This is a genomic window from Streptomyces sp. NPDC006450 (genome assembly GCF_040612195.1).
Classification (GTDB): domain Bacteria; phylum Actinomycetota; class Actinomycetes; order Streptomycetales; family Streptomycetaceae; genus Streptomyces.
On record NZ_JBEXPT010000018.1, the window covers coordinates 24,883 to 47,319 of the forward strand.

The 22,437-nt window shown below is 69.1% G+C and carries 24 protein-coding genes and 1 pseudogene; 14 read left to right on the forward strand and 11 right to left on the reverse strand.

What is annotated here, in order from left to right; translation table 11 throughout:
- Positions 1-8 precede the first annotated feature (8 nt).
- The 4 genes from ABZY57_RS09325 to ABZY57_RS09340 form a co-directional block, all read right to left on the reverse strand.
- Entirely contained in the window at positions 9-1,220 is a 1,212-nt protein-coding gene (locus tag ABZY57_RS09325) for a lycopene cyclase family protein (protein ID WP_356509783.1), read from the reverse strand.
- A gap of 249 nt (positions 1,221-1,469) precedes the next feature.
- Positions 1,470-2,045 (reverse strand): DUF4383 domain-containing protein, encoded by a 576-nt coding sequence (locus tag ABZY57_RS09330; RefSeq protein WP_356509785.1) that lies wholly within the window; start codon positions 2,043-2,045, stop codon positions 1,470-1,472.
- Between the two features lie 32 nt (positions 2,046-2,077).
- Positions 2,078-2,287 (reverse strand): hypothetical protein, encoded by a 210-nt coding sequence (locus ABZY57_RS09335; protein ID WP_356509787.1) that lies wholly within the window; start codon positions 2,285-2,287, stop codon positions 2,078-2,080.
- A gap of 237 nt (positions 2,288-2,524) precedes the next feature.
- Positions 2,525-3,844: a pre-peptidase C-terminal domain-containing protein gene (locus ABZY57_RS09340; RefSeq protein WP_356509789.1), complete on the reverse strand. Its 1,320-nt coding sequence runs from the start codon at positions 3,842-3,844 to the stop codon at positions 2,525-2,527.
- Between the two features lie 471 nt (positions 3,845-4,315).
- On the opposite strand from ABZY57_RS09340, the gene ABZY57_RS09345 reads away from it, so the two are divergent.
- The 8 genes from ABZY57_RS09345 to ABZY57_RS09380 all read left to right on the forward strand — a co-directional run bounded on the left by ABZY57_RS09345 (position 4,316) and on the right by ABZY57_RS09380 (position 13,364).
- Positions 4,316-5,269, forward strand: coding sequence for an ABC transporter substrate-binding protein (locus ABZY57_RS09345; protein ID WP_356509791.1), 954 nt, complete (start codon positions 4,316-4,318; stop codon positions 5,267-5,269).
- A gap of 2 nt (positions 5,270-5,271) precedes the next feature.
- Positions 5,272-6,234 carry an amino acid ABC transporter permease gene (locus tag ABZY57_RS09350; RefSeq protein ID WP_356509793.1) on the forward strand — a complete coding sequence of 321 codons (963 nt, stop codon included), beginning with the start codon at positions 5,272-5,274 and terminating at the stop codon, positions 6,232-6,234.
- An 8-nt stretch (positions 6,235-6,242) separates the two neighbouring features.
- Positions 6,243-6,995 (forward strand): amino acid ABC transporter ATP-binding protein, encoded by a 753-nt coding sequence (locus ABZY57_RS09355; RefSeq protein ID WP_356509868.1) that lies wholly within the window; start codon positions 6,243-6,245, stop codon positions 6,993-6,995.
- Positions 6,992-8,206, forward strand: coding sequence for a M20 family metallopeptidase (locus ABZY57_RS09360; protein ID WP_356509795.1), 1,215 nt, complete (start codon positions 6,992-6,994; stop codon positions 8,204-8,206). The genes ABZY57_RS09355 and ABZY57_RS09360 overlap by 4 nt, the downstream gene beginning before the upstream one ends.
- Positions 8,207-8,384: 178 nt before the next feature.
- Complete coding sequence (locus ABZY57_RS09365; protein ID WP_356509797.1) at positions 8,385-9,674, forward strand: cyanophycinase; 1,290 nt, start codon at positions 8,385-8,387, stop codon at positions 9,672-9,674.
- A 136-nt stretch (positions 9,675-9,810) separates the two neighbouring features.
- The gene (locus ABZY57_RS09370; RefSeq protein ID WP_356509799.1) at positions 9,811-10,680 is read left to right on the forward strand and encodes a MurR/RpiR family transcriptional regulator; all 870 of its coding nucleotides are present in this window, start codon (positions 9,811-9,813) and stop codon (positions 10,678-10,680) included.
- Between the two features lie 342 nt (positions 10,681-11,022).
- Entirely contained in the window at positions 11,023-11,601 is a 579-nt protein-coding gene (locus ABZY57_RS09375; RefSeq protein ID WP_356509801.1) for a fasciclin domain-containing protein, read from the forward strand.
- A gap of 257 nt (positions 11,602-11,858) precedes the next feature.
- Positions 11,859-13,364, forward strand: a complete 1,506-nt coding sequence (locus ABZY57_RS09380; protein WP_356509803.1) for a cryptochrome/photolyase family protein — start codon at positions 11,859-11,861, stop codon at positions 13,362-13,364.
- 120 nt (positions 13,365-13,484) lie between these two features.
- Here the strand turns inward: ABZY57_RS09380 and ABZY57_RS09385 are convergent, their stop codons facing one another.
- Entirely contained in the window at positions 13,485-13,715 is a 231-nt protein-coding gene (locus tag ABZY57_RS09385; RefSeq protein WP_356509870.1) for a UBP-type zinc finger domain-containing protein, read from the reverse strand.
- 320 nt (positions 13,716-14,035) lie between these two features.
- Entirely contained in the window at positions 14,036-14,215 is a 180-nt protein-coding gene (locus ABZY57_RS09390) for a hypothetical protein (protein WP_356509805.1), read from the reverse strand.
- 163 nt (positions 14,216-14,378) lie between these two features.
- On the opposite strand from ABZY57_RS09390, the pseudogene ABZY57_RS09395 reads away from it, so the two are divergent.
- The 4 genes and pseudogenes from ABZY57_RS09395 to ABZY57_RS09410 all read left to right on the forward strand — a co-directional run.
- Positions 14,379-14,482: pseudogene (locus ABZY57_RS09395) on the forward strand (MerR family transcriptional regulator); the annotation flags it as partial.
- A gap of 477 nt (positions 14,483-14,959) precedes the next feature.
- Complete coding sequence (locus ABZY57_RS09400; protein WP_356509806.1) at positions 14,960-15,241, forward strand: DUF3253 domain-containing protein; 282 nt, start codon at positions 14,960-14,962, stop codon at positions 15,239-15,241.
- 1,317 nt (positions 15,242-16,558) lie between these two features.
- Positions 16,559-16,936 (forward strand): hypothetical protein, encoded by a 378-nt coding sequence (locus ABZY57_RS09405; protein ID WP_356509808.1) that lies wholly within the window; start codon positions 16,559-16,561, stop codon positions 16,934-16,936.
- 575 nt (positions 16,937-17,511) lie between these two features.
- The gene (locus tag ABZY57_RS09410) at positions 17,512-17,640 is read left to right on the forward strand and encodes a hypothetical protein (protein WP_356509810.1); all 129 of its coding nucleotides are present in this window, start codon (positions 17,512-17,514) and stop codon (positions 17,638-17,640) included.
- Positions 17,641-17,861: 221 nt separating this feature from the next.
- Here ABZY57_RS09410 and ABZY57_RS09415 read toward each other — a convergent pair whose 3' ends face one another.
- The 3 genes from ABZY57_RS09415 to ABZY57_RS09425 form a co-directional block, all read right to left on the reverse strand.
- Entirely contained in the window at positions 17,862-18,038 is a 177-nt protein-coding gene (locus ABZY57_RS09415; protein ID WP_356509812.1) for a hypothetical protein, read from the reverse strand.
- Positions 18,039-18,506: 468 nt separating this feature from the next.
- A complete protein-coding gene (locus ABZY57_RS09420) occupies positions 18,507-19,508 on the reverse strand; it encodes a winged helix-turn-helix domain-containing protein (protein ID WP_356509814.1) in 1,002 nt (333 codons plus the stop codon).
- A 459-nt stretch (positions 19,509-19,967) separates the two neighbouring features.
- Positions 19,968-20,438 carry a hypothetical protein gene (locus ABZY57_RS09425; protein WP_356509816.1) on the reverse strand — a complete coding sequence of 157 codons (471 nt, stop codon included), beginning with the start codon at positions 20,436-20,438 and terminating at the stop codon, positions 19,968-19,970.
- A gap of 527 nt (positions 20,439-20,965) precedes the next feature.
- Between ABZY57_RS09425 and ABZY57_RS09430 the strand changes: the two genes are divergently transcribed.
- Complete coding sequence (locus ABZY57_RS09430; protein ID WP_356509818.1) at positions 20,966-21,277, forward strand: hypothetical protein; 312 nt, start codon at positions 20,966-20,968, stop codon at positions 21,275-21,277.
- A gap of 79 nt (positions 21,278-21,356) precedes the next feature.
- Here the strand turns inward: ABZY57_RS09430 and ABZY57_RS09435 are convergent, their stop codons facing one another.
- Complete coding sequence (locus ABZY57_RS09435; RefSeq protein WP_356509820.1) at positions 21,357-21,530, reverse strand: CsbD family protein; 174 nt, start codon at positions 21,528-21,530, stop codon at positions 21,357-21,359.
- Positions 21,531-21,685: 155 nt separating this feature from the next.
- Positions 21,686-21,874, reverse strand: coding sequence for a hypothetical protein (locus tag ABZY57_RS09440; RefSeq protein ID WP_356509822.1), 189 nt, complete (start codon positions 21,872-21,874; stop codon positions 21,686-21,688).
- Positions 21,875-22,086: 212 nt separating this feature from the next.
- Here ABZY57_RS09440 and ABZY57_RS09445 point away from each other — a divergent pair, with 212 nt between their 5' ends.
- The gene (locus tag ABZY57_RS09445) at positions 22,087-22,431 is read left to right on the forward strand and encodes an STAS domain-containing protein (protein ID WP_356509824.1); all 345 of its coding nucleotides are present in this window, start codon (positions 22,087-22,089) and stop codon (positions 22,429-22,431) included.
- Positions 22,432-22,437 lie beyond the last annotated feature (6 nt).

Here is a 22,437-nt window from a genome sequence, read left to right on the forward strand (position 1 = left end):
AAAGCCTCTCAATGATGTCCCGGACCCGCGGCCGGGACGGTTCGGGGAAGCAGGGGCAGTTCCAGCAGCGACCGGAGCATCGGCACCACGGGTGTGCGCAGGCCGATGCCGAAGTCCTCCCACGGCGAGGTCGCGCCGTCCAGGAACCGCAGGACCCGCTCGGCCGGCACGGTCGAGAAGAGCTCGGTGAAGAAGGGACCGCCGGCGACCCTCCCGGCGTCCAGCGCGCGGAGAAGCACCGCGTCCATCGCCCGGGCCCGACGCCCGTGCACCGCCGGCGCCCGGGCGGGAGAGCGATGCGCCCGCACCGCCTCTGCGAGGTGGCGGCTCTGACGCTGGATCGCCGCGAAGGTGTACCCGGTCGACGGCCGGGTCGCCCCGCCGGCCGCCCCGATGAGGAAGACCCGGCGCCCTGCGCGGCGGGGGAAGCGACCGTCGCTCATCGGGATCACGCCGTGCTCGCGCCCCTGTACGGAGTGCTCGCCAAGACCGAGAACGGACTCGCAGTAGTGGCGCAGGGCGTCCTCGTAGGCTGCCCGGTCCAGAGCGGCGGGGGAGAACTCCGTGTACTCGACCAGTGCTTCGTGCCGGCTGACCGGCAGGACGTAGCCGAAGGCGAGCCCCCGGGGCGGCTGCGGCAGCCGAAAGTCCATCAAGGTCGCCGCCGTCGGGTCGAAGGACGGCTCGACGGTGCGGACGAACCAGCCCATGAAGTGCTGGAGCAGTGTGGTCCGGGCGGCGGGCAACTGCCGCGGCGGCCGCGAGTCGAAGACCAACCCGGACCGCAGTACGGAAGGGGCACCCGACGCGTCGCGTCCGCGGACCAGCGCCACGGCGCCGGCATCGTGTACCGACTCCACCGTCATGGGGCGTACGGCGACGCCGTACGCGGTCAGTCGCTCCGTCATGGCGGACTCGAACCGGTCGGACCTCAGCATCTTGTACCTCAGAGGTCCGAGCTGCCGGTCGATGGCCCGTCCGTCCGGGGCGTAGACCCTCAGCCGATCCCAGCTCGCCGTCAGGAGATCGTCGTACGGCCCGGTGCCCGCCTCCCAGTAGCACCAGGTCCGGACGGGCGGCCTCAGCGGGCCCGGTGGCGCCTCGACGACGAGTACGCGGGGCGCCGGACCTCGCCCGGGGAGCGGCTTCGCCAACTCGACCGCCAGGGACAGCCCCGCCGCCCCCGCGCCCACCACGGTCACATCAGCGTCCCCGTTCACCCTGGGCCTCCCGCTCCGCGCGCCTGTGGTCCCTTTTCCGCGCCGGACACTCCGACGGATGCAGTAAACCGCGCCCCGGGCCCCGAAGCCGGGCGACATGGCGGCGCAGGGCGAGCAGCCTCACCGTGGAGCGGAGCCGAACCTCCGAGCCGGTTGCAACAGAGCTGTCCCCGTGGATCTCATGCGGGAGGGCTGCCACAACGGCAGCCCTCCCTGATTCGCCGGCCGCCGGTCGCGGCCATCTCACGACTACCGCTGCGCATCGTCGGTGGGTGCGGGGCCGCTCGCACCTGTGACGGCAGCGACGGAGCCGGTCACCCGGTCGGCGATGGCCCGACTTGCCTGTGGATCCCGGCCGCCTTCATGCCGGGGATGACGGCGCTGCCAGTACGGATTGTCGTGGGGGAGCTTGCTCGAGACGCGGCCGTACATCCCGAACGTCATGATGATCAAGCCCATGGCGAAGCTGAACATCACGTTCGTCATGCCGAATCCCAGGATGTTGGCGCCCTTGTCGAGGATGAAGATGTGCGCGAACCCGCTGAGCAGGAACAGCGCTCCCACCGTGATGTTGAGGGTGGAGGCGAAGTTGCCGCCGATGACGGCGCCCGCGGCGAGTGCGAGCCCGACGACGACGGAGATGACGCTCAGGGTGGTGTTGGTGGTCAGGCCCGCGATCGTCTCGCCTTGCGTGTCGAACGGGCGGAGGGCATCGGCGAAGCCGAGCACACCGAACGCGATCAGGGTCAGCCCGCAGAGAAGGGCGCCGTATCTGTAGACGGTTGCCAGCCTGTGATCGACTGGGAGTTCGTCGCTCAGCTTCATGCAGACTCCTCAGCTGGTGTGGACGTGCTGCTTCACTTCTCGTAGTTCGCGAGGGCCAGCCCGAGGCCGAAGAAGGTGGGTGCCCACTCTCCGACGAAGATGCCCCACCGGTCCGCCCGCTCGATGTCCTCGCGGCTGTTGGAGGCCAGCCAGGATGCGAGTGACAGACCGATGGACACCGTCGCCGCCGTGTAGGCGTGCTCGCTTCTCACCCCTGCTTCGTGCAGCTTCTTGACGATCATGACGGAGGCTCCTTCGGATCGTTTCGGGTGAGCGCCACCTCCGGCGAGGTGGCCCGTCCAGCCGAACGTATCCGCAGCCCGAGTCGACGTCGACTTGCACCCTTTATGCACAATTTTGAGGTCGCAGCTTCCTTGCTGTCGGGTTGCCGCAGCCGGTGTGCAGGACTGTCCGCCATGGGCCCGGACAGGCGGTGGATGCCGGAACCGGCGAGTGAAGGCTCCGGCACCCGCCCGGTCTCAGCTCTTTGTCAGGGTGCAGGTGTACGAAGAGCTGCCCGAGCTTTGGTACGCGTCGATCTCGAGGTAGTAGCTGCCGCTTCCGGCGGCGGTTCGGGTGAAGGCGAGGGACTCGTCCGTGCCCACTCCATCGTTCACGGACCGGTCGATGGTGCTCCCGCCCGAGTCGAGCAGGTAGAGGTCGGCGTCATAGGCTCCGTCCGGAATGGCGCACTGGATGCTGACCCGCTCGCCGACCGAAAAGGAGACGCGGAAGTAGTCGCGGTCGGTGGTCGACTTCATGCTGCCGGTGAGTGAGGCGGGGTAGGCCAGGGCGTCGGCGTCGTCAGCGGTGGCACGGGTGTCGTTCGTCTCGGTTTCCGCCAGGGTGTTCGTGCCTCCGGGCGGGGTGCAGCTGGTCTGCGGGGTACCTGTGTACAGGTGGGGGTCGGCGACTCCGCTTGTGATGCTGCGGAGGTAGTAGCCGCAGGTGGGCCGGTTCTTGAAGTCGTAGGTCTGCCCGGGTCCCAGGCGCCAGATCTTGTAGTCGGAGAAGGTCAGCGGCTTGCCTGAGGATGCCTGCTCCGGCTGGTGGTCGCCCAGGACGACGTAGGCCTCCTTGCCGTAGAGGGTGGCCTTTCCGTTCTTGTCGAGGAGCAGTGAGCTGCCTTCCTCGACCCCTACGCCCCAGGCTTTGCCTCCAGAGGTCCGGCCTTCCTTGATGGCGCGGGCGACGAAGGCCATGGTGCGGCCCATCCGGTCGCGGGTGGTGAAGTGGGAGTCGTTGACGACTCCGCCGTAGTTCGCCCAGTCGAACATGCCGGTGGTGAACGTGATGGAGCTGTCGTACGGGTTGGCGAGGGCTTCTGAGCTGGTGACGCTGCCTTTGCAGGCGTCGTAGACGACGGGACTGTTGATGTGATGGCCGGCGCTGCCGCCGCCCGAGCCGCCGCCCTTGGCCACGACGGATTCGACGGACGCCTCCAGCGCGCTGCCCTTCCAGGCGGCGTAGCGGCACTGGTCACCGCCTGCGAAGTAGACGAACTCGGCGTTGCGGATGTCGGCGTTGACCTGGCTGTTGTTGCCGTCCGCGGCGGCGGTCAGGGTCCAGGTGGTACAGGAGTTGACGCCTGTGAGCGCCAAGGCGGCGTCGCATTCGGGGGTGGCGCTGCCTGAGGTGGGGGCGGAGCCGGCCAGGACGATGACGTCCAGGCTGCCGGCGCCCCCGCGGATGGCATCGATGGCAGCGGACATGGATCCGGGGGCGATCTTGCCGTCGCCGTTCATGGTGAAGGCGGGGCCCTGCCATGACGTGCGGCTGACGTCGGAGCTGCTGCCCAAGCGGACCCGCGTGGCGGCAGCCTGCGCGCTGCCGGTGGAAGTGAGCGTTGCGGCAAGTGTGAGCAGTGCTACGGCAGCTGAGGCCGGCGAGGCATGCCTGAACCGTGTGCCCATGGCTTCTCCAAGGGGTGGGGGAGGAGTGGAGTGGCGCATCTGCAGGGGGCAGGGCGTGGCGACGCCCTGAGCGGTGCGTGGGAGGTGCGCCGTCCTGCGGGTGCTGCAGTAGCGGAACTTACAAGCCGAGCTGAATGAACGGTAGATGTAGAGCGCGAATCACCCTCCCCATCGGATGTGTGGGTGATTTGGTCAGCTCAACGGCGCCTGATGCGCGGTCTCGCGGTCAGAAGAGCCCCGTTACCGCAATGTAACGAGCGATACATCTAGCCATAAGTTCAACGCGTCTGTAATTTCCGTGTTGTAGCCGACGGCGACCATCCCGTCGGCCCTGAAGACCGGAGAGGCATACGCCTGATGAACACCCGTCTGTCCCGAAACCTGATCGTGGCGCTGACTGCCGCGACCGCGCTGACCACGCTCACTTCTTGTTCGGACTCCGCTGCCGACACCGCCGAGGCCACCGGCGGACAGCCGGCCGCCATCGCGGGGGTAACGGTCGCGAAGGACACTGCGCTGCACGACGCGCTGCCCGACGCGATCAAGAAGTCGGGCACCGTGCGCGTGGCCACGGACGTGCCCTACGCGCCGTTCGAGATGTTCGTGACCGAGGGCAAGCCCGAGCTCACCGGCCTCGACTACGACCTGGGGCAGGCGCTGGGGGCCAAGCTGGGTGTGAAGTTCGCCTTCACGCCTCAGAAGTTCGACGGCATCGTGCCGGCCATCCAGGCCGGAAGATTCGACGCGGCGATGTCGGCGATGACGGACAACAAGGAGCGCCAAGCGGTCGTCGACTTCGTCGACTACTCCGTTTCGGGTTCCGGGATCATGGTGATCAAGGGCAACCCCGAGGAGATCACCACCCTCGATGACCTGTGCGGCAAGAAGGCCGCGGTGCAGGCGGCGACCAACCAGCTGGACCTCCTGAAGGAACATCAGGCGAAGTGCAAGGCCGCCGGGAAGGGCGAGATCGACATCCAGACCTTCCCCAAGGACTCCGATGCGCAACTCGCACTGCGCTCCGGCAAGGTCGTCGCCCAGGTGCAGACCAAGCCCGCCGCGGGCTGGACGGCCAAGACCGCCGACGGCGGCAACGCCTTCCAGGTCGTGGACGACCCGGCTGCCGCGGGCGGCTACGGCGCCTCACCGAACGGCATCGCGGTGTCCAAGAAGCTGCCGCAGCTCAGCGACGCGATCCACAAGGCCTTGCAGACGCTGATCGACGACGGAACCGTGACCAAGATCTTCGACAAGTACGGCGTCGCATCGATCGCCGTCAAGGAGGCCACCAAGAACGCGGCGGTGGACTAGAAATGACCACCACCACAGCCCCCGCGGACATCGACCGCCCGGCCCCCCAGCAGCTCACCGTCGTGCCGCTGCGCCACTACGGCCGCTGGATCGCCGCTGTTGCGGCCATGACCGCACTCATCGGTGTGGCCGGATCACTGGCGAAGAACGGCAATCTTCACTGGGAGATCATCGGCCGCTTCCTCTTCGCCGACCTGATCTTCTCCGGACTCGTCACCACCCTGTGGCTCACCGTGGCTGCGATGGCCCTCGGGCTCGCTCTGGGCACGCTGGTCGCAGTGATGCGCCTGTCGTCCAACCCGGTTCTCCACGGCATGTCCTCACTGTTCGTCTGGTTCTTCCGCGGCACCCCCCTGCTGGTCCAGATCATCTTCTGGGGATACGCCGCCGCCCTCTACCAGTACGTGAAGATCGGCATCCCGTTCACCAGCGTCACCTTCTTCCAGGTCGAGACGAACTCCCTCCTCACCCCGGCCGTCGCAGCCCTGCTGGCCCTCGGCCTCAACGAGGCCGCGTACGCCTCGGAGATCGTCAGGGCCGGCATCCAGTCGGTGGACCCCGGCCAGACGGAAGCCGCGCACTCCCTCGGCATGCGGCCCGCCCAGACCATGCGCAGGATCGTGCTGCCCCAGGCCATGCGGGTGATCATCCCGCCGATGGGCAACGAGACGATCAACATGCTGAAGATGACCGCTCTGGTATCGATCATCTCGGCGCACGACCTGATGTCCAACATTCAGGACGTGTACGCGCAGAACTACCAGGTCATCCCCATGCTCGTCGTCGCCAGCCTCTGGTACCTGGGCTTGGTCACCCTGCTCGGCATCCCGCAGGCATGGCTGGAGCGCCGCTACGGCCGCGGCTCCGACCGAGGCGGCCACGTCTCGCCTCTCCGCCGCATGTTCGCCGGCGCACTGGCCCCATTCGCCCGCACGAAGAAGAACACCAAGGAGGCGGCGGCGTGAACGTCCCCATGGTCCACGCCCAGGGCGTGCGCAAGCACTTCGGGAAACTCGAAGTCCTCAAAGGCATCGACCTGACGGTCGAACGCGGGCAGGTGTGCTGCCTGCTGGGCCCCTCAGGCTCAGGCAAGTCCACCTTCCTGCGCTGCATCAACCACCTCGACCGAGTCGATGGCGGGAAGCTCGCGGTCGACGGCGACCTGGTCGGCTACCGCCAGAGCGGATCGCGGCTCCACGAACTGCGCGAGAAGGAAGTCGCCGCGCGACGACGCGACATCGGCATGGTCTTCCAGCGCTTCAACCTCTTCCCTCACATGACCGCTCTGGACAACGTCATGGAAGCCCCCGTCAACGTCTGCAAGACCGACACGGCGCAGGCCAGGGAAGAGGCCCACCACCTGCTGGAACAGGTGGGCCTCGGGGACCGCGCGGGCCACTACCCGGCCCAGCTGTCAGGCGGGCAGCAGCAGCGCGTCGCCATAGCGCGAGCCCTGGCGATGAAGCCCAAACTCATGCTCTTCGACGAACCCACCTCCGCCCTCGACCCGGAACTGGTCGGAGACGTCCTGGACGTCATGCGCCGGCTCGCGGCAGACGGCATGACCATGGTCGTGGTCACCCACGAGATCGGCTTTGCCCGCGAGGTGGGTGACACCGCCGTCTTCATGGACGACGGCGTCGTCGTCGAATCCGGTGACCCGCGCCAGGTCCTTGTCGAACCCCGGCAGGAACGCACCCGCGCGTTCCTCTCGAAGGTCCTGTGACCGCCCCTTCACGGGAGCAGCTGCACACCGACACGCTGCTTCCGTACGCCGCAGCGCGCCTGGAAGGCTACCTCGCCGACCTTGCCGGCCTGGTGGCCATCGACTCGGGCTCCTACAGCCCCGCCGGCGTGAACCAGATGGCCGACTGGACCCAGGAGCGGCTGCTGCGGCTCGGATTCGACATCGAGCGCGTCGCTCCCGACCCCACCCACGGGCGCCCTGTCGGCGATGTGATCGTCGCCCGCAAGCCGGGCGACCTTCCGGTCGAGCAGGGCGGACGACGCCTCCTGCTCGTCGCGCACCTCGACACCGTCTTCGACGACGGAACCGCCGCAGCGAGGCCCTTCCACCTCGACGGCCACACGGCGCGCGGCCCCGGTGTCAGCGATGACAAGGCCGGCCTGCTGGCCGGCATCACCGCTCTCGAGATCCTGGAAGAGACGCGGGCAGGCCAGTACGCCGAACTCGTCTTCCTTGCCACCCCGGACGAGGAGATCGGCTCACCGGCGAGCCGCCCGGTGACCGAAGCGGCAGCCCGCGGAGTTCACTTCGCCCTCGCCCTGGAGTGCGCCCGGGAGAACGGCGACCTGGTCATCGCCCGCAAAGGTGTCGCAGACTTCCGTGTGAGCGTCACCGGCCGGGCAGCGCACGCCGGCATCGAGCCCGAGCGCGGAGCGAACGCCGCCCTGACCGCCGCCCACCTGGTCGTGGCCCTGCAGTCCCTCAACGGCCACTGGGACGACGTCACCGTCAACGTCGGTGTCGTACGGGCCGGCAGCCGAACCAACATCGTCTGCCCGGAAGCCGAGCTGCGCGTCGAGGTCCGCTCGGCCACCGCCGCCGGACTCGCAGCGGCCCACCGTGCGATCGAGTCAGCCGCGGCACGGCCCGCCGTGGCCGGCACCACTGCGACCGTCGAGCAGCTGGACCTGTGCCCGCCCATGGAGGACACATCCGCCTCACGCCGCATGTTCGACCAGGCCAGACGCATAGCCGCAGGCCTGGGAATCAGCCTGGCAGGATCGGCGACCGGCGGCGTCGGGGACGCCAACTTTATCGCCGGTCTCGGCGTGCCCACCCTGGACGGCCTCGGCCCGGTCGGCGGCGCCGACCACACCCCGGAGGAATGGCTGGACACCTCCACCGTACCGGCCCGCGTCGCTCTCCTGGCCTCCCTGATCGCCGACCTCGGCGACAGCCGCACCGGCTGACACCCCCATGAACGTCCCGTACCGGTTTGATCGCGCCATTGCCCGGTACGGGATGCCCGCCCCGGCAGCCCCTCCCACCACGCACTGGGCTGCCGGCCCGCGCGGGGACCGCAGCGGCCACCCGCAGCTGCGGTCCCGGCCCCCACCCCACCCGACCCGACCCACAGGAGGCATCCCCATGCCCGTCCCGACCGGAGCCCGCCGTACCGTACTGGCGGGCAGCACAGCTCTCCTTCTCGGCCTCACCCTCACCCCGGCCGCCCACGCCCACACTGCCGCGCCGGCCGACGGCCGCGGCTCGCTCGTCCTGATCGGCGGCGGCCTGAAAGCCGACAACACGCAGGTCTACGGCGAGATCATCAAGCGTGCCGGTGGAGCGAAAGCGCGCATCGGCGTCCTCACCGCCGCCTCCGTCCCCGCCAGCCAGGATCCGGCCGCAGGCGACCCGGAGAACTGCAGCAACTCCGCCTGCAACGGCGCCTACTACGCCGGACTCTTCAAGCAGCACGGTGCCGCCGATGCCCAATGGATCCCCATCGACCTCGACCACATAACCAATGCCGACTCCGACGAGGTCGTGCGGCAGGTCAACTCCATGACCGGCTTCTTCTTCGGCGGCGGCGACCAGTACCGCTACGTCACCACCCTGCTCCACGGCTCCGCACACACCGACTCGAAGGTTCTCGCCGCCATCCGGGCCAAGCTCGCCGCCGGGGCCGTGGTATCCGGATCCAGCGCCGGAGCGCAGATCGCAGCCGGAGCGGACATGGTCACCGGGGGCGACTCCTACGAAGGGCTTCGCGACGGCAGCAGCCCGGGCTACTTCGACGACCCGGCCCGGCTCGGATACCTCCCCGAAGGCGGCTTCGGCTTCCTCCGCTCAGGACTCGTCGACACCCACACCGGCACGAGCGGACGCGAAGGCAGGGCCCTGCGACTCGCTGCCGACACGGGACACGACCGCGTGTACGCACTGGAAGAGAACACCGCACTCATCGTCGACGATCCCAGCACGCCCCGCGAGCGACTGCGCGTCCTGGGCCCGCAAGGCGTCGCCATCCTCGACCTCCGGCAAGCCCGCACCAGCAAGGACCCACAGGCCGGATGGGCGCTGACCGGCGCCCGCTACAACTACCTCTCCCACGGCGACCGCTACGACCCCCGCCGCTGGCACATCCAGCCCGCCAGTGGCAAGCGGCCCCTGATCCCGCTGTCAGCCTCACCGATACCCGCCAACTCGGACGTCTTCTACTCCCCGGCCAACCCCGCGGGCGTCCCCTACTCCTTCCTGAACACCGCCCGCGCCCTGGCCGCCAGTACCCAGCGCACCACCACGGCCAGCACCTTCGAGAGCGGTCCCCGGTTCACCGTCACCTTCAGCAAGCAACCCGGATTCACCGCCTGGACCAGCGACGACGCCACCGCGCACACAGTCACCGGCCTGCGGATAGCCGTCGCTCCGGAGTGATTCTGCCCTGACGCACTCCGGGCGACAGGGTCGGCCGGAATCCGGGGGTTCCGGCCGGCCTCACTCGCTCACGCGCGACACTAAGCTCGACCTCGACCCGCCCCAGCACCCACGCATACGAAGGAAGACCCAGCGCATGGCCCCTGGCACGCTCGCCGACGAGATCCGCCTCAAGCTGGGCGATGCCAGCCCCGCCGAACGCAAGGTCGCACGCGTGCTGCTCGCCGGCTACCCCGCAGCCGGTTTCGAAACCATGGCCGTCCTCGCGGAACGCGCCGCCGTCAGCACCCCGACCGTCCTGCGCTTCATCAACCGGATCGGCTATCGCGGCTTCCCCGATTTCCAGGCCGCGCTCCGCGCGGAGCTCGACGAACGCAACGCCTCCCCCCTCTCCCTCTACGAGGCAACCGACTACGGCCGCAGCCAAGACGGAGTCGAGGACCTTTCCCTCCTCCAGCGAGGCAGCAACCTCTTCAGCGCCGCTGTGGCCCAGACCCTCGCCGAACTACCCCCGCACGATCTCGAACACGCGATCGCGCTGCTCTCCGACGGCAAACGCCGCATCACCCTGGCCGGCGGCCGGTTCACGAACCTCTTCGCCCAATACCTCGGCCTGCACCTCATGCAGGTACGCGACGACGTCCGGTTCCTCCCGGACCGGGACGTCGAACGGACCGCGCAGCTCGCAGCGGTGAACCGACGCGATGTCTTCGTCCTGTTCGACTACCGGCGCTACGAGCCGGACAAGGTCTCCATGGCCGAACTCGTCCAGGAGCAGGGCGGCAAAGTCATCCTCTTCACCGACGTATGGCTTTCACCCGCGGCCGCCCACGCACAGGTGGTCCTGCCGAGCCAGGTCGCCGCACCCTCCCCCTACGACAGCCTCGTCCCTACGCTCGCCATCATCGAGACCGTCGTCGCCGGCGTGCTCACCGCCCTCGGTGAAGGAGCCCGCCGGCGGATGCAGCACGGAGAGGACACCGCCCGCCGGATGGGCCTGTACTGACCACCACACCCTCAGCGTGGACGATCTGCCGGTTCCGCGGGAAGCCGCGGAGGTCGTACGCCTGTCACTCAGCGGACGTCACCCACCGCTCTCCGTGACGTCGCGCTCCCGAGGATGCAGCCATCCGTACCGGATGCATCCGGTACGGGTCTGCAGGGCGAAGAGTGGATGCAGTCTCGAGACGCTCCGGCAGAGAAAGTCGCGCAGCGACTGCCCACCGCAGCCGAGACCCGGCACGGTGACGGGAACGTCAAAGAAGAAGAAGTAGTGAGGGTGCTCCGCCTCGCCGGTCGCCGCCCCAGCGAACGACAGAGTCCGAAGTCCCCTTCGGAGGAGGAAGCCATGGCTGTCCATCACGTCCGCCGCACCGCCGCACTCGCGGCAGCGGCGTTCGCTCTCCCTCTGGCACTGGGCGTGGCAACCCCGGTATTCGCCGACTCCCAGCGGGCTGACCCGTATGGGCCGGCCTGCGCATCGGTCCCCAAGGAAGGCTCCGGCAGCCTCGCCGGCATGGCCGAGGACCCCGTGGCCACCGCGGCGTCCAACAACCCGGCCCTGTCGACGCTGTCCGCAGCCATCACGAAGGCCGGCCTGGTCGACACCCTGAACAACGCCGAGGACATCACCGTGTTCGCTCCGACCAACGAGGCGTTCGCGAAGATCCCGAAGGCCGACCTGGACAAGATCCTGGCCGACAAGGCGGAACTGACCAAGATCCTCACCTACCACGTGGTGGGCGAGAAGATCACACCGGACCAGCTCGACAAGGGCTCCTTCAAGACCCTCGAGGGCAGTTCCCTGACGACTGCCGGATCCGGAGAGAGCTTCACCGTCAACGGCACGGCGAGGATCGTCTGCGGCGACGTCCAGACGGCCAACGCCACGGTCAACATCATCGACACCGTCCTCACGCCGATGTGACCAGACCCCCTGACATCCAACCGCTACGCAGCCACGATCCCGCTGCGATACGCGGTAGTCCGGCAGCGGGTCCAAAAGGACCGGTCTCCCGTCCATGCGGGCCCGCAGTGGGGCCGTAGTCGGGTGCCCGCGTGCCGGGCGGAAGCTCCCACCAGCGGGGGAGTCCTGCAAGGAAAGACAGTGAGCGTGAGCGTACGAAGGTGTGGGACAGTCGCGTCGTTCCTCGGAGGCCTGGTCCGCGTTGGTTGGATGCGGGCATGAGTTCTGTGCACTGGCTGTTCGGGGACCAGCTCGGCCCGCACTTCACCGCCACCGCCGCGGGCGGGACGCCGAGGAACGTCCGGTGGCTGCTGATCGAGTCCCTCGCCGTTCTGCGGCGGCGCCGGTTCCACCGGGCCAAGGCCCATCTCGTGCTCAGCGCCATGCGCCACCGGGCGGCAGACTTGGGTGAGCGAGCCCAGTACGTCAAGGCGGAGACCTACCGTGAAGGGCTGATGGGGGCCGTCGGTGACGCGCCCGTCTCCGTCCACCACCCCACGTCCCGTGCCGCCCTCGCCCTGGTGACGTCGCTCCCGCAGGTCACCGTCCACCCGGCCCGCGGCTTTCTGGTCGGGCACCGGGAGTTCGCCGACTGGGCCGCGCGGCAGAAGGGCCGGCGGCTCCTGCAGGAAAACTTCTACCGGTACACCCGGCGCACCCACGACATCCTCATGGAAGGAGACGGGCCGGCGGGCGGACGGTGGAACCTGGACCACGACAACCGCGAGCCACCGCCCCGCGGTCGCACCACGCTCGGTGCGCCGCCTGCATACCGGCCCCGTGAGGACGAGATCGACGAAGGGGTCCGGCAAGACCTGGACCGCTGGGAACGCGAGGAGGGCATCACCTTCGTCGGGCGAGATGGCCCCCGCCTGTTTCCCGCGAGCCGCCACGAGGCACTGGCCGCGCTCGACCACTTCGTCACCCACCGGCTCGCCGATTTCGGCGCGCACGAGGATGCCATGCTGGCCGCCGACCCCGTGATGAGCCACAGTCTGCTGTCCTCCTCCCTCAACCTCGGCCTCCTCGACCCGTGGGAGTGCGTGAGCCGGGCCGAGGAGGCCTTCAGGGCCGGGCTGGTACCGCTCAACAGCGCTGAGGGCTTCATTCGGCAGGTATGCGGCTGGCGTGAGTACGTGTGGAATCTCTACTGGCACCTGGGCGAGGACTACCGGCACCGCAACGAACTGCGCCACACCACACCGGTTCCGGCCTGGTTCGCCGAGCTGGACGCGGACGCCGTGGGCGCCCGCTGCCTGTCCACGGTGCTGGCGCAGGTACGGGACACGGGGTGGACGCACCACATCCCCCGCTTGATGGTCCTTGGCAGCCACGCCCTGCAGCGGGGCTGGGACCCGGCGGAGGTGACGGACTGGTTCCACCGGAGCTTCGTTGACGGCTACGACTGGGTGATGCTGCCCAATGTGGTGGGCATGTCCCAGTACGCGGACGGCGGGCTGATGACCACCAAGCCCTACACCTCGGGCGGCGCCTACATCCACCGGATGAGCGACCTGTGCGAGGGCTGCCGATACCGACCCACGGACCGCAGTGGCGAACGGGCCTGCCCCTACACCGTCGGCTACTGGTCCTTCCTGCATCGGCATCGCGCACGGCTGGAGGGCAATCCCCGCATGGCCCGGGCCGTGAAGGGCCTGGACCGGCTCGCCGACGTCGAGCAGGTCGCCCGGGCGCACCGCGCCGCCGGCGACACACCACCCTGAGCCCCGGTCTGGCCGTCGGCCGGCAGAGCTGTGGGTAACCGGCCACTCGTGCCTCGCTGCCAAGATCCCATGCTATGCACGATCCTCGCGGCGAGTGTTGCCCGACGGGAGCGGTCTCAACTACGGGATCTCCTCTCCCTCAGGCAGGTGAACGAGAAAGACTTCGTCCACGAAACACCACGCCCAGGCCTCGTCGGGATCCATCGACAGGACCACGGGGTGGCCCGTCTGCGCATGGTGGGCGTACGCGTGCCGCCCTCGCGAACTGTCGCAGCATCCGATGTGTCCGCACGTCGAACACCACCGCAGCCGGGTCCAAGTCCACCCGCGTTCGCGGCACTCCGCGCACACGCCCCAAGGCGTCGCCGGCTGTCTGGGCAGCGCGGTGCGGTGGGAACACGCACGTCCTTCGACACGCCCGCCGTCGGGTGATACCGCCCATGAGGAGACCTGTTGCCGGAGACTCTCGCGATCCGCGCCGATGTGATCCAACTCGATTCCCTTCCTCGGCCGGCCCACAGGGGACACAGGCTGAGTGCGTTCACCGCTCTTGCAGGGCCCAAGGCGAGGGGGGCACCCCGCGCGGGGAGCTCTTGGGTAGCGAGACGACCCAGTGCCCCCGCTGCGCCCCACGACCGGCAGCCGGGCTCTGAGTCGGATGCCGCACGCGATCACAACGCCGCGATACGGGCGGCAAAGAAGCCCGCCACCAAGACTGCGCCGAAGGCAATCAACCCCAAGAACAGCCAGGGGTGCTCCCATATGCCACCGTCTGGCCGCTCTGCATGCGCCTCGGCCGTGCATCCCTCACCTGATGGGGTTTCCTCCGGCGTGACACCGTACGTGCTCATGGTGCCTCCTCAACTCAGTGTCTTCATTCCCTTCCATATTTCTGCGAAGCTCCGCCTCGCGCCTTTCGCATCGTTTGTGCACCGCCTGGTGCGGTGAGCCATCGATCACACCACGTGGCTGGTCGGCCCGCTCGCAGGCGGAATCCCGCGCATGAGCTCGTGTGACGAGGGCACCCCCAACGAGGCCGTGTGCCGGATCGTGATCCTGGAAGACCAGATCGAAGAGGCCAGCGCATCAACGCCGCCTATCGCCGCGCCGCCGAGTCGGTGAGCTCCCCTCCCGCCGGCTGGAACGGACGTACCCGGCGAGCCCGGCGTAGCGGCGCCGAGGAGCCTCGTGGCCTTCAGCCCTACCGGCAGGTCCAATCCGCACCGCCAGACGGTGTCGCTGGGTTCCAGGAACGGGTCGTCGGCCCGTGAAGGCCGACGGCGCGGCCGAAGTCCCGAACACCACTGAACACCGGTCTTTCCGGCGGGATCGTCGTGTTCGGGATGCCCGCAGATCGCGGACGGCGGGCCGTGGAAGGACGGTGCGCTGAGGGGCGATGTGAGCAGGCGCGAGCCCTGGACGACCGAGAAGTTCGGAACATCCTACGAGGGCGCGGTCCAGGGGCTTCTCGCCGCTGGGATGTCCCGTACCCGGTCCTGTTCCCCCCGGCGTCGCCGTCGGCGCCGAGGCGGCCACGGCGCATGCGGGTTATGCCCCAGCCTCGCTCACGTCTTCATGGTTGCGATACTGATGCGGTGACGGATAGCGAACGGCAGACGGGCCGGCGTTTGGAAAGAGCCATCCTGGAATTGCTTGAACGTCGCGGCCCGACTTCGACCATCTGCCCCTCGGATGCCGCGCGGGCGGTGTATGAGGGAGACGACGACGGCTGGCGCGCGTTGATGGAACCAGCTCGCCGTGCGGCCCGTCGGCTGGCCTCGGCCGGCGAGGTGGAGATCACCCAGGCAGGCCAACCCGTAGACCCGGCCAAGACCCGCGGCCCGATCCGTATCCGCCGCGCCCCTGAACCGCGGTAGGGAGCTGAGCCTCGACGGCGACTGCGGCACCTGCGCCCGGCCGACGTCGAGACTGGGTGACCCTGGCGCCTGTGAAGGGCCAGGCAGCCTTCAGCGGCAGTCGCCCCGGCGGGGCCCTTCTCGCAGCGGATGCGGGCACGTTCGCGTCGTTGGGCTGCGAGGGCTTCGGGGTATCGGTGGCGTGCGACGACCCGCTGGGGATCACGGGGCTTGGCCGCCGGTGACGTCGGCTGGAGTGTCGCTCGTTCCGCGGACTTGCCGCAGTCAGTACGGCCGGTGGCGCGCCCTGGGGAGGCGGCCGCGCTCTGTCCATGCCGTCCCGTTGCGGTCGGCCAGGAGCCTGCCGTCAGGCGCCAGGGCGATCAGCTGGTCGGGGGGCGGGCCGCTCCACGGCTGCCAGGGCGGGGCTCCGGGGACGGGCTGAAGCTTGTGGCCCCGTCGGTGGAGGAGCCCGCTTCTGGTGGTCGCCCCCAACGCGCCAACAACCTGGCAGCACGTATCCGGGCAGAAGACGGTCCACGGCCGGTTTTGGCAGCTTCGAACCGGATCGCCGCGGGCGAAAGAGCATGATGCCAGGCGGCCCGACCGGAGGGGCCCGCGGGCAGCCACCAGGCCGGGCGACAGCGCCACCGGTGGGGGAGGTGAGGCCGTCTCGCAGTGGCACGTCTACGACGGCCGACGGCCCCGCGTGCCGAAGGTGGCCGGACTGCATGCGGGATCGGTACGGGCACACCGTCCAGGTGGAGGCGACGAGCGTCCTGCTCCTGTGACATCACGTCCGGCATCGCCGCGCGCGCCGGCGGCAATGACTCGGCCGCCGCACGGCTCTGAACGGAACCATCACCGATCAGAGCGCACAGGTGCACGTCGAGGCAGTTCGTGGAACGGCAGCCGTACGGCCGCCGCCGAACTTCCACGTGCCTGACCTGTCAGGCTCCGCCCACGCAATCCACGGTCGGTGTCCGGGCCTTGTCGGCCTTGGCTCAGGTGGCTCGACGGGGCTGCGCGCGTCACCACGGTGGGCCGGCGGTATCAGTTCCACCGGTTTCAGGTCGCGGTTCGGGAACCGTTCCGCGGGATCCTGCGTGAGCCCTTGATGGGCAGCGGTCGGTCGTTGGAGGGGATCTGATGCGAACGCGGACGATGGTGAGTGTGGCGGTGTCGGCATGCGTGGCAGTGGTGGCATGCGGGTGCGGTCCGGAGAATTCGAAGGAGAAGGCTGACGCAAAGCCTTCGCGGCCGTCCGCGTCCACACCGGCGACAGCACCGTCGGGCACGCCGTCCGCATCGGCCGGAGCCGCGAAGCCGTCGGCCACGGTGAGCGCCAACCAGCCCGCGCCCAGGACGAAGGAACGCGCGATCCAGCGCTACGAGCAGTACCTCCACGGCCTGGGGCGGGAGGACATCGGCACGGTCTGCGAAGTGGCCGGGCCGGGCGCGAAGAAGGCAGAGGACCAGGGATTCGGTCCGTGTACGTCGACGTACGTGATCGTGTTCCAGATGATCTCACCCGAACAGAAGAAGGCTTTGCAGACCGCGACGGTAGATCCGCAGCGCGTCCCCGTGCACACCCTCGACAAGATCGAGATGCCGCTCGAAGCGGTCAGGTCCTCCGCCACCTTCTCCGAGGAAGACCTGGGCAGTTACACCCTGGAGTACGTAAAGAACGACTACTACGTCACCGACGGGAAGTGACCCTGGGTCGGGTGCCGTCGTGCGCGGTCGGCGCGGGCTGGAGGTCACCCGGCCCGTCCCGGGTCGGCCGGAACGCCCCAGGCGGCCGGGTGGGGCATGTGCGGTCCGTGGTCGGTGATGGTGAAGAGCTGGATGGTGCAGATCAGCTCTAGCAGGTGGGTGACCTGCGGGCGCGGGGCGTACAGGCGGATGCGCCGGCCCTGCTCGCGGGCGGCCAGGCGGTCCTCGAGGAGGATGTTCAGGCCGGTGGCTTTCGTAGGGCGGTCGCGGTCGCGGTCGCGGCACGAGTGCCGTCGCCGCGGGGCTCAAGGGGGTGGGCTGCCGGTTCCAGTGGTTGAAGTCGCCGACCACGCTGACGGGTCCGTCGGGGGTGTCCTCGGGGAGGACGAAGTCACCTGGGCGCCATTCTTGAGTTGCTTGCGTTCGAGCAGGGAAGGGATTCCAGCGGGAGGGGAACGGTTTTCGCCTGTGCATTCTCGCGGGTCCCGCCCCGTGCGCGCGCCGGCACGGGGCCGGGCGTGGGCGTGGACGTCACCCGGCCGGGCCGAACGGACACCCGCCACATCCCGGACGGCTTGCCGGACCTTTCGGTCGGAGGGACCGCCCCGCGTTCGGGCAACTCGGTCGCTGCGGCCTGCCTCGTCGTCGGGTACGAGGGCTCTCCGCTCGACCCCCTGTTCGTCGCGGCCCCCGACCACCCCTGACTGACCGGCCCAGACGGGCCCGGACCGGGGTCGCTTAGCGGCCCGGCCCGGCCCGTAGCGCAGCCAACTGGCAAGCGGTCTCGTCCAATCGAGGCGTCTACTCAGCGAAGCCAGTCGCTTGGATGGCTCGGCTCGTCATTCAGTCGTCCGAGCGTTCGCGGCGCAGGCATTCAGAGCGGGACCGGAGGGTGTCCAGGGCTTCGTGGATCGGGCAACTGGCCTCAGCTCGCGGTCTGAAGCGGCCTGGCGATGAGTTTGCACGCGAGGTCCTTGAGGTTCCCGTCATCGAGACAGACCCTGACGTACGCGGCCCCGCCGGGCTGGTCCGCCGGAACGACGAAGTCGTAGGACGCGATGGTGGCGCAGGCGATCGGGTAGCCACCACCCTGGCCGATCACGGCACGGTCCCCTCGGAGGGTGTAGGCCCACGTGGTTCGGCATGTGCCCGCACTGTCCCCTACTGCAGACCTGTGCTGCCCGACGACTCGGACCGACCGGTTGTACCAAGTGACGGTTCCCCTGGTCCACGTGGCACCGAACGTGATGTTGAAGTCGCTGGCGGGGTAGGCGGCAGCGGTCTGCGCGCCAGCGGCGGGAGCTCCCAGCAACGTGCCCGCGCTCAGCACGACAGAACCGAGGGCGGCGGCGAAATGAGTCTTCATGCGATCTCCAGGATGGGACGATCCGGTTGCGGCTCCACATCCTGGGCTGGCCGGCCACCTGCGGCCTACCTCTTAAGCCACGGCTTAAAGGGGGGCCGGGGGAGCAGGCACGGCGCCTCGCGCACCTCGGCACGGGTGTCCGGTGGCACCCGAACGGGGCGGCGCACCGCACCCACCGGTCTGACGCCGCGGTGCCCTCGGCCCTCACGGTTCCGTCAGCGCACCGGTCCGCAGCAGGGCCAGCCCGAGGGGGGTGATGAGGTGCAGCACGGACCCGCCTCGGCGGCTGGTGGTGATGAGGCCCGTGTTCCGCAGCACTGTCGCGTGCTGACTGGCCGCTGCGGCCGTGACGTTGAGGCGGCGGGCCAGTTCGCTCGTCGTGCATCCTTCTGCCGTCACCTGCAGGGCGCCGGCTCGCGTGCGGCCCAGCAGAGACTCCAGATTCCGCACGGCCGAGTCGTCCGCTTCTGCCGGTTCGGTACCGGTCAGCGGCCTTCGGAGAGCAGGCACGGTCAGCCGGGGTGGCAGGGCGGTATCGAGCGGATCCCACAGAAAGCTCACCGGGCGCTTCGAGAAGACCGTGGGCGTGATGATCAGTCCCCTTCCCTGGAGACGCACCTCAACTGGGCGCGGGTAGGGAGCTTCGAGCACCGGTGGACGCCAGCGGACCAGCGGTGCGCAGATCGAACGCAGCAGCAGATCTACGCCACCCTCCAACACCAGGTTCGCGCAACGGGTGGACAGGGCGACCAGTTCGGAGCGCCCTCGGTGCCAGTAGGGCTCCACGGTCAGCCGGTGGCAGGCGCGCACGGCCTCGGCGAGCTCCCGCCGCGCGTCGCGGTCGCCCTCAGCCACCCGCCTGGCCCACGGCAGGTGCCCTGGGTGGAAGTCGAGACCCTCGAACTCGCGTCGCAGCCGGGACACCGGGGCGTGCAGCAGGTTGTCCACGGCGTGGTCCACAGAGGGCACATCGCCCATCAGGGCCAGCAGATCAAGCCCGGGACCGCGCACCGGAACCAGGGACGTCAGGGGGCGCGTGTCGGCCCCCATCCGGCCCGCGATCGCTGACCGCCACGAGCGGAAGTGAGGAAGCTCCCGCTTCTCTCTCAGCAACTCCAGGCTGTAGTAGACCTCCGCTGCGACACCGATCGTTGCGGCTACCCGTGTCCGGGCGAGGTCTTCCGTCGTGAAGTGAATGCGTAACACCGACCGGCCCCCTGCTACTGACTTGAAGCGCGTGAGCGCACGCCCAGCATGCCCCAACCCGCCGCGCCCGATCCGGCGTTCAGGCGTAGGCCGCGCCAGCTGGTTGACTGCGCACGCGGCGCCCGCAAACCGGTTCGGGCGAGGGTCGGTTTGCCCTGGCATGACTCAGAAGATCGCTGACATCCCGGTCTTCGGCGGCTTCGGCGGCTTCGGCGGCGGCCTGGCCCCGCGGCAGTCGGTGGCGGGGACTGCCCGGGACCAGGTGAAGGTCGGCGGGTACATGCAGAACCCGGACCTGCTCATCCCGCTCCAGGAGGTCCGCAGCCCGTACCTCGCCGCGTTCCGGGACCAGGCCGTCGCCGACTACGGTGGAACGCACGCCACAGGAGCGCACGAGTTGTTGGGCGTCGGGACCACCACGTCCGGACGGCCGGGACGTCGGCGTGGGGTCGCCGTCACTCAGCGATGGTGGGGGCCCAGCAGCGTGGCGGCCGCGGCGATGAAGGCGATGGATGCTTCCTTGGCCGCATGCCGCCGGGCGTCCAGCTCGGCCCGGTCGATGACCTTGCGCAGCGCGTACGTCGCATCTGCGGCCAGCTGGGCGGGGGCGGCCAGCGCGGGCACGAGGACCTGCAGGCGGATGTGGGGCGCGGTGATTGCCGCCCGAGTGTCGTGCGACCTCGTCTGGGCCTCCAGTTGGTGCTCGGTGCCTGCCTCGGTCAGGGCCAGACGCTCCCGGTGGAACATCGCCGAGCGGTGCGCGTCCAGGGCGGCCGCGAAGTCGGTGACGGCGCCGAGCTGGTCCTGGCGGTGGCTTTCGGTTCGCTCCTCGGCGCGTGCAGTGCGTGCCGAACGGTGCTGGAGGAGTCCGGCGGTCAGGGCACCGGCGAGGGTGCCGAGTACGGCAACGATCGAAGGCCATATGGACATCAGGTGGTGGGTCCTCTCGAGCAGTCGGTTTCCGTGGTGAGGTCGGCGAACAGCGGGCACACGGCGGCGCCTTCAGTGGTGGCGTTACGCCTGCGGCGCTCCGGACCTACCTTCGCTGCCATGATCACCTGTCCCGAGTCGACCTGTACACGTGCTGGCCGGAAGCGAGTACCGGCGCGTTCCCAGAACTCAGCTACACATTCCTGGTCGCTGACGGAGCGCCTCCAGCGGTGACCAACAAACGTTTCGGGCTCTCGGCGACAAAGCCACCGGATGGAAAACACGTTGGCCGGTCCGCCGTTGAGCTGCGACGATGCCCCTGCTTCTCTTACGGAGGATGTTTGTTCGATTTTGTGTGCGGCGGCGAACCAGGCCAAGGGTGACCGGGGTCCCAACGACTGGCAGCCGCCTGCCAAGGGGCTACTGGTGCACCTTTGCGACGGCGTGGACGAACGTGAAGAACAGCTACCAGCTGACGGTGAGCGAGGGTGAGAAGAAGAGCTGACCGAGATGCTGGAGACGTGCTCATGACCGACCACCCGACCGGTAGCATCCCGCAGCCCGACCGCGGTGCAGTCCATGACGGGTTGAGCCCGTTGACCGACCAGGTGAAGGCGGGCCCGGGCGGAGCGATGACGGATGAAGTCGGCGTCATCACCGGCGACGTCACCTTGACGACCGAGGCCAGCCCGGACGGCCGGGCTTCGGTGAGGATCCAGTACACCGGGGCGGCGGCGGCGCCGAAGGCCCCAACGCACTTCGTGAGTGCCCGGCCGCCACATCGTCGTGTCCAGCCGCCCCACCCGTGGAGCGACCGCGATGCGTGCGGCCACACCTGACCCGCGACTGACATGGCCGGGCCCCGACCCAGGGGGTGGGTCGGGGCCCTGCACAGGGGACGGCAGTGCGTCCGAACGCCTACTGGCGGAAGGTGTCCTTGACGTCTTCCTTGGCGTGACGGGCCTGGCCCTTGGCCTGCTCGGCACGGCCTTCGGCGGTCATCCGCTCGTTGCCGGCCATGCGGCCCATGGCTTCCTTGGCCTTGCCCTTGGCCTGCTCGGCGTGCGCCTTGCTCTTCTCCGTGCCCGACATCGGGACCTCCTCGTGTAGTACCGGTTTGGTCGTGACCACACGCCTGCTCCCGATCTCGTACCGCAAACCCCGCCGTCTGCCATCGGCCGGCCAAGGGCGGAAGCCGGTGCTGTCTGGCGCATGGCTGGAGAGGGAGCCGTGCCTGGGAGCCGTGGTCAGCGGGAATAGTGGTGGAGGCCCCGCTGGCGGGGAAGGCCGCCAGGCCGCGGGGTCATGCGGCGGTGGGTGGCCCGGTGGCGTCGGCCGGGGAAGGGGTTGCGCCGGGCGGGCACGCTGGGGGCCAGTGCCAGCAGGACGACGAGGGCGGCGACCGCGACGAGGATGAGCACGGTAACGAGGGTCATGTTCCTGCCTTCCGTCGGGTTCTGACTGTCTGTAGCTACTTGTTGTTACCGGAATGAGAGCTTCTAAACACGGTGGGTGATGAAGTCCTCAGGTGGTGCTCTGAGACGCAGGTGGCGGTCGGCCGGAGTGCGCCGGCTGCGCGCGGGCGGCGCGACCGGGTCACTTGTCCGTTTCCGTGGAGTACGTGGAAGGAAGGAAGAAGCCTGCTGTGATGGGGGACGAACCGGTGGTCACCACGGCCCCGCACGAGGACATAGCGCTGATCCGTCTGCGCGGAGCCATCGACGAGGCCAGTGCGCCCGGCCTCGCGCGGGCCCTTGCCGAGGCTGCGGCAAGCGGTGCATCGCGTACGGTCGCCGATCTCTCGGACGCCAGCTTCGCGGACTCCCACGCCCTGCACGCCCTGCTCGACGCCCAGAAGCTGCACCGGGCGGCGGGGACGACCCTGGTCCTGGCCGGCCCGCTGCAGACGCCCCTGTGCTGGCTGTTCGAGGTGACCGGCACCGCAGCCGGGTTCCGGATGACGAGCAGCCTGGAAAGCGCGATGACATGCTGAGCACGG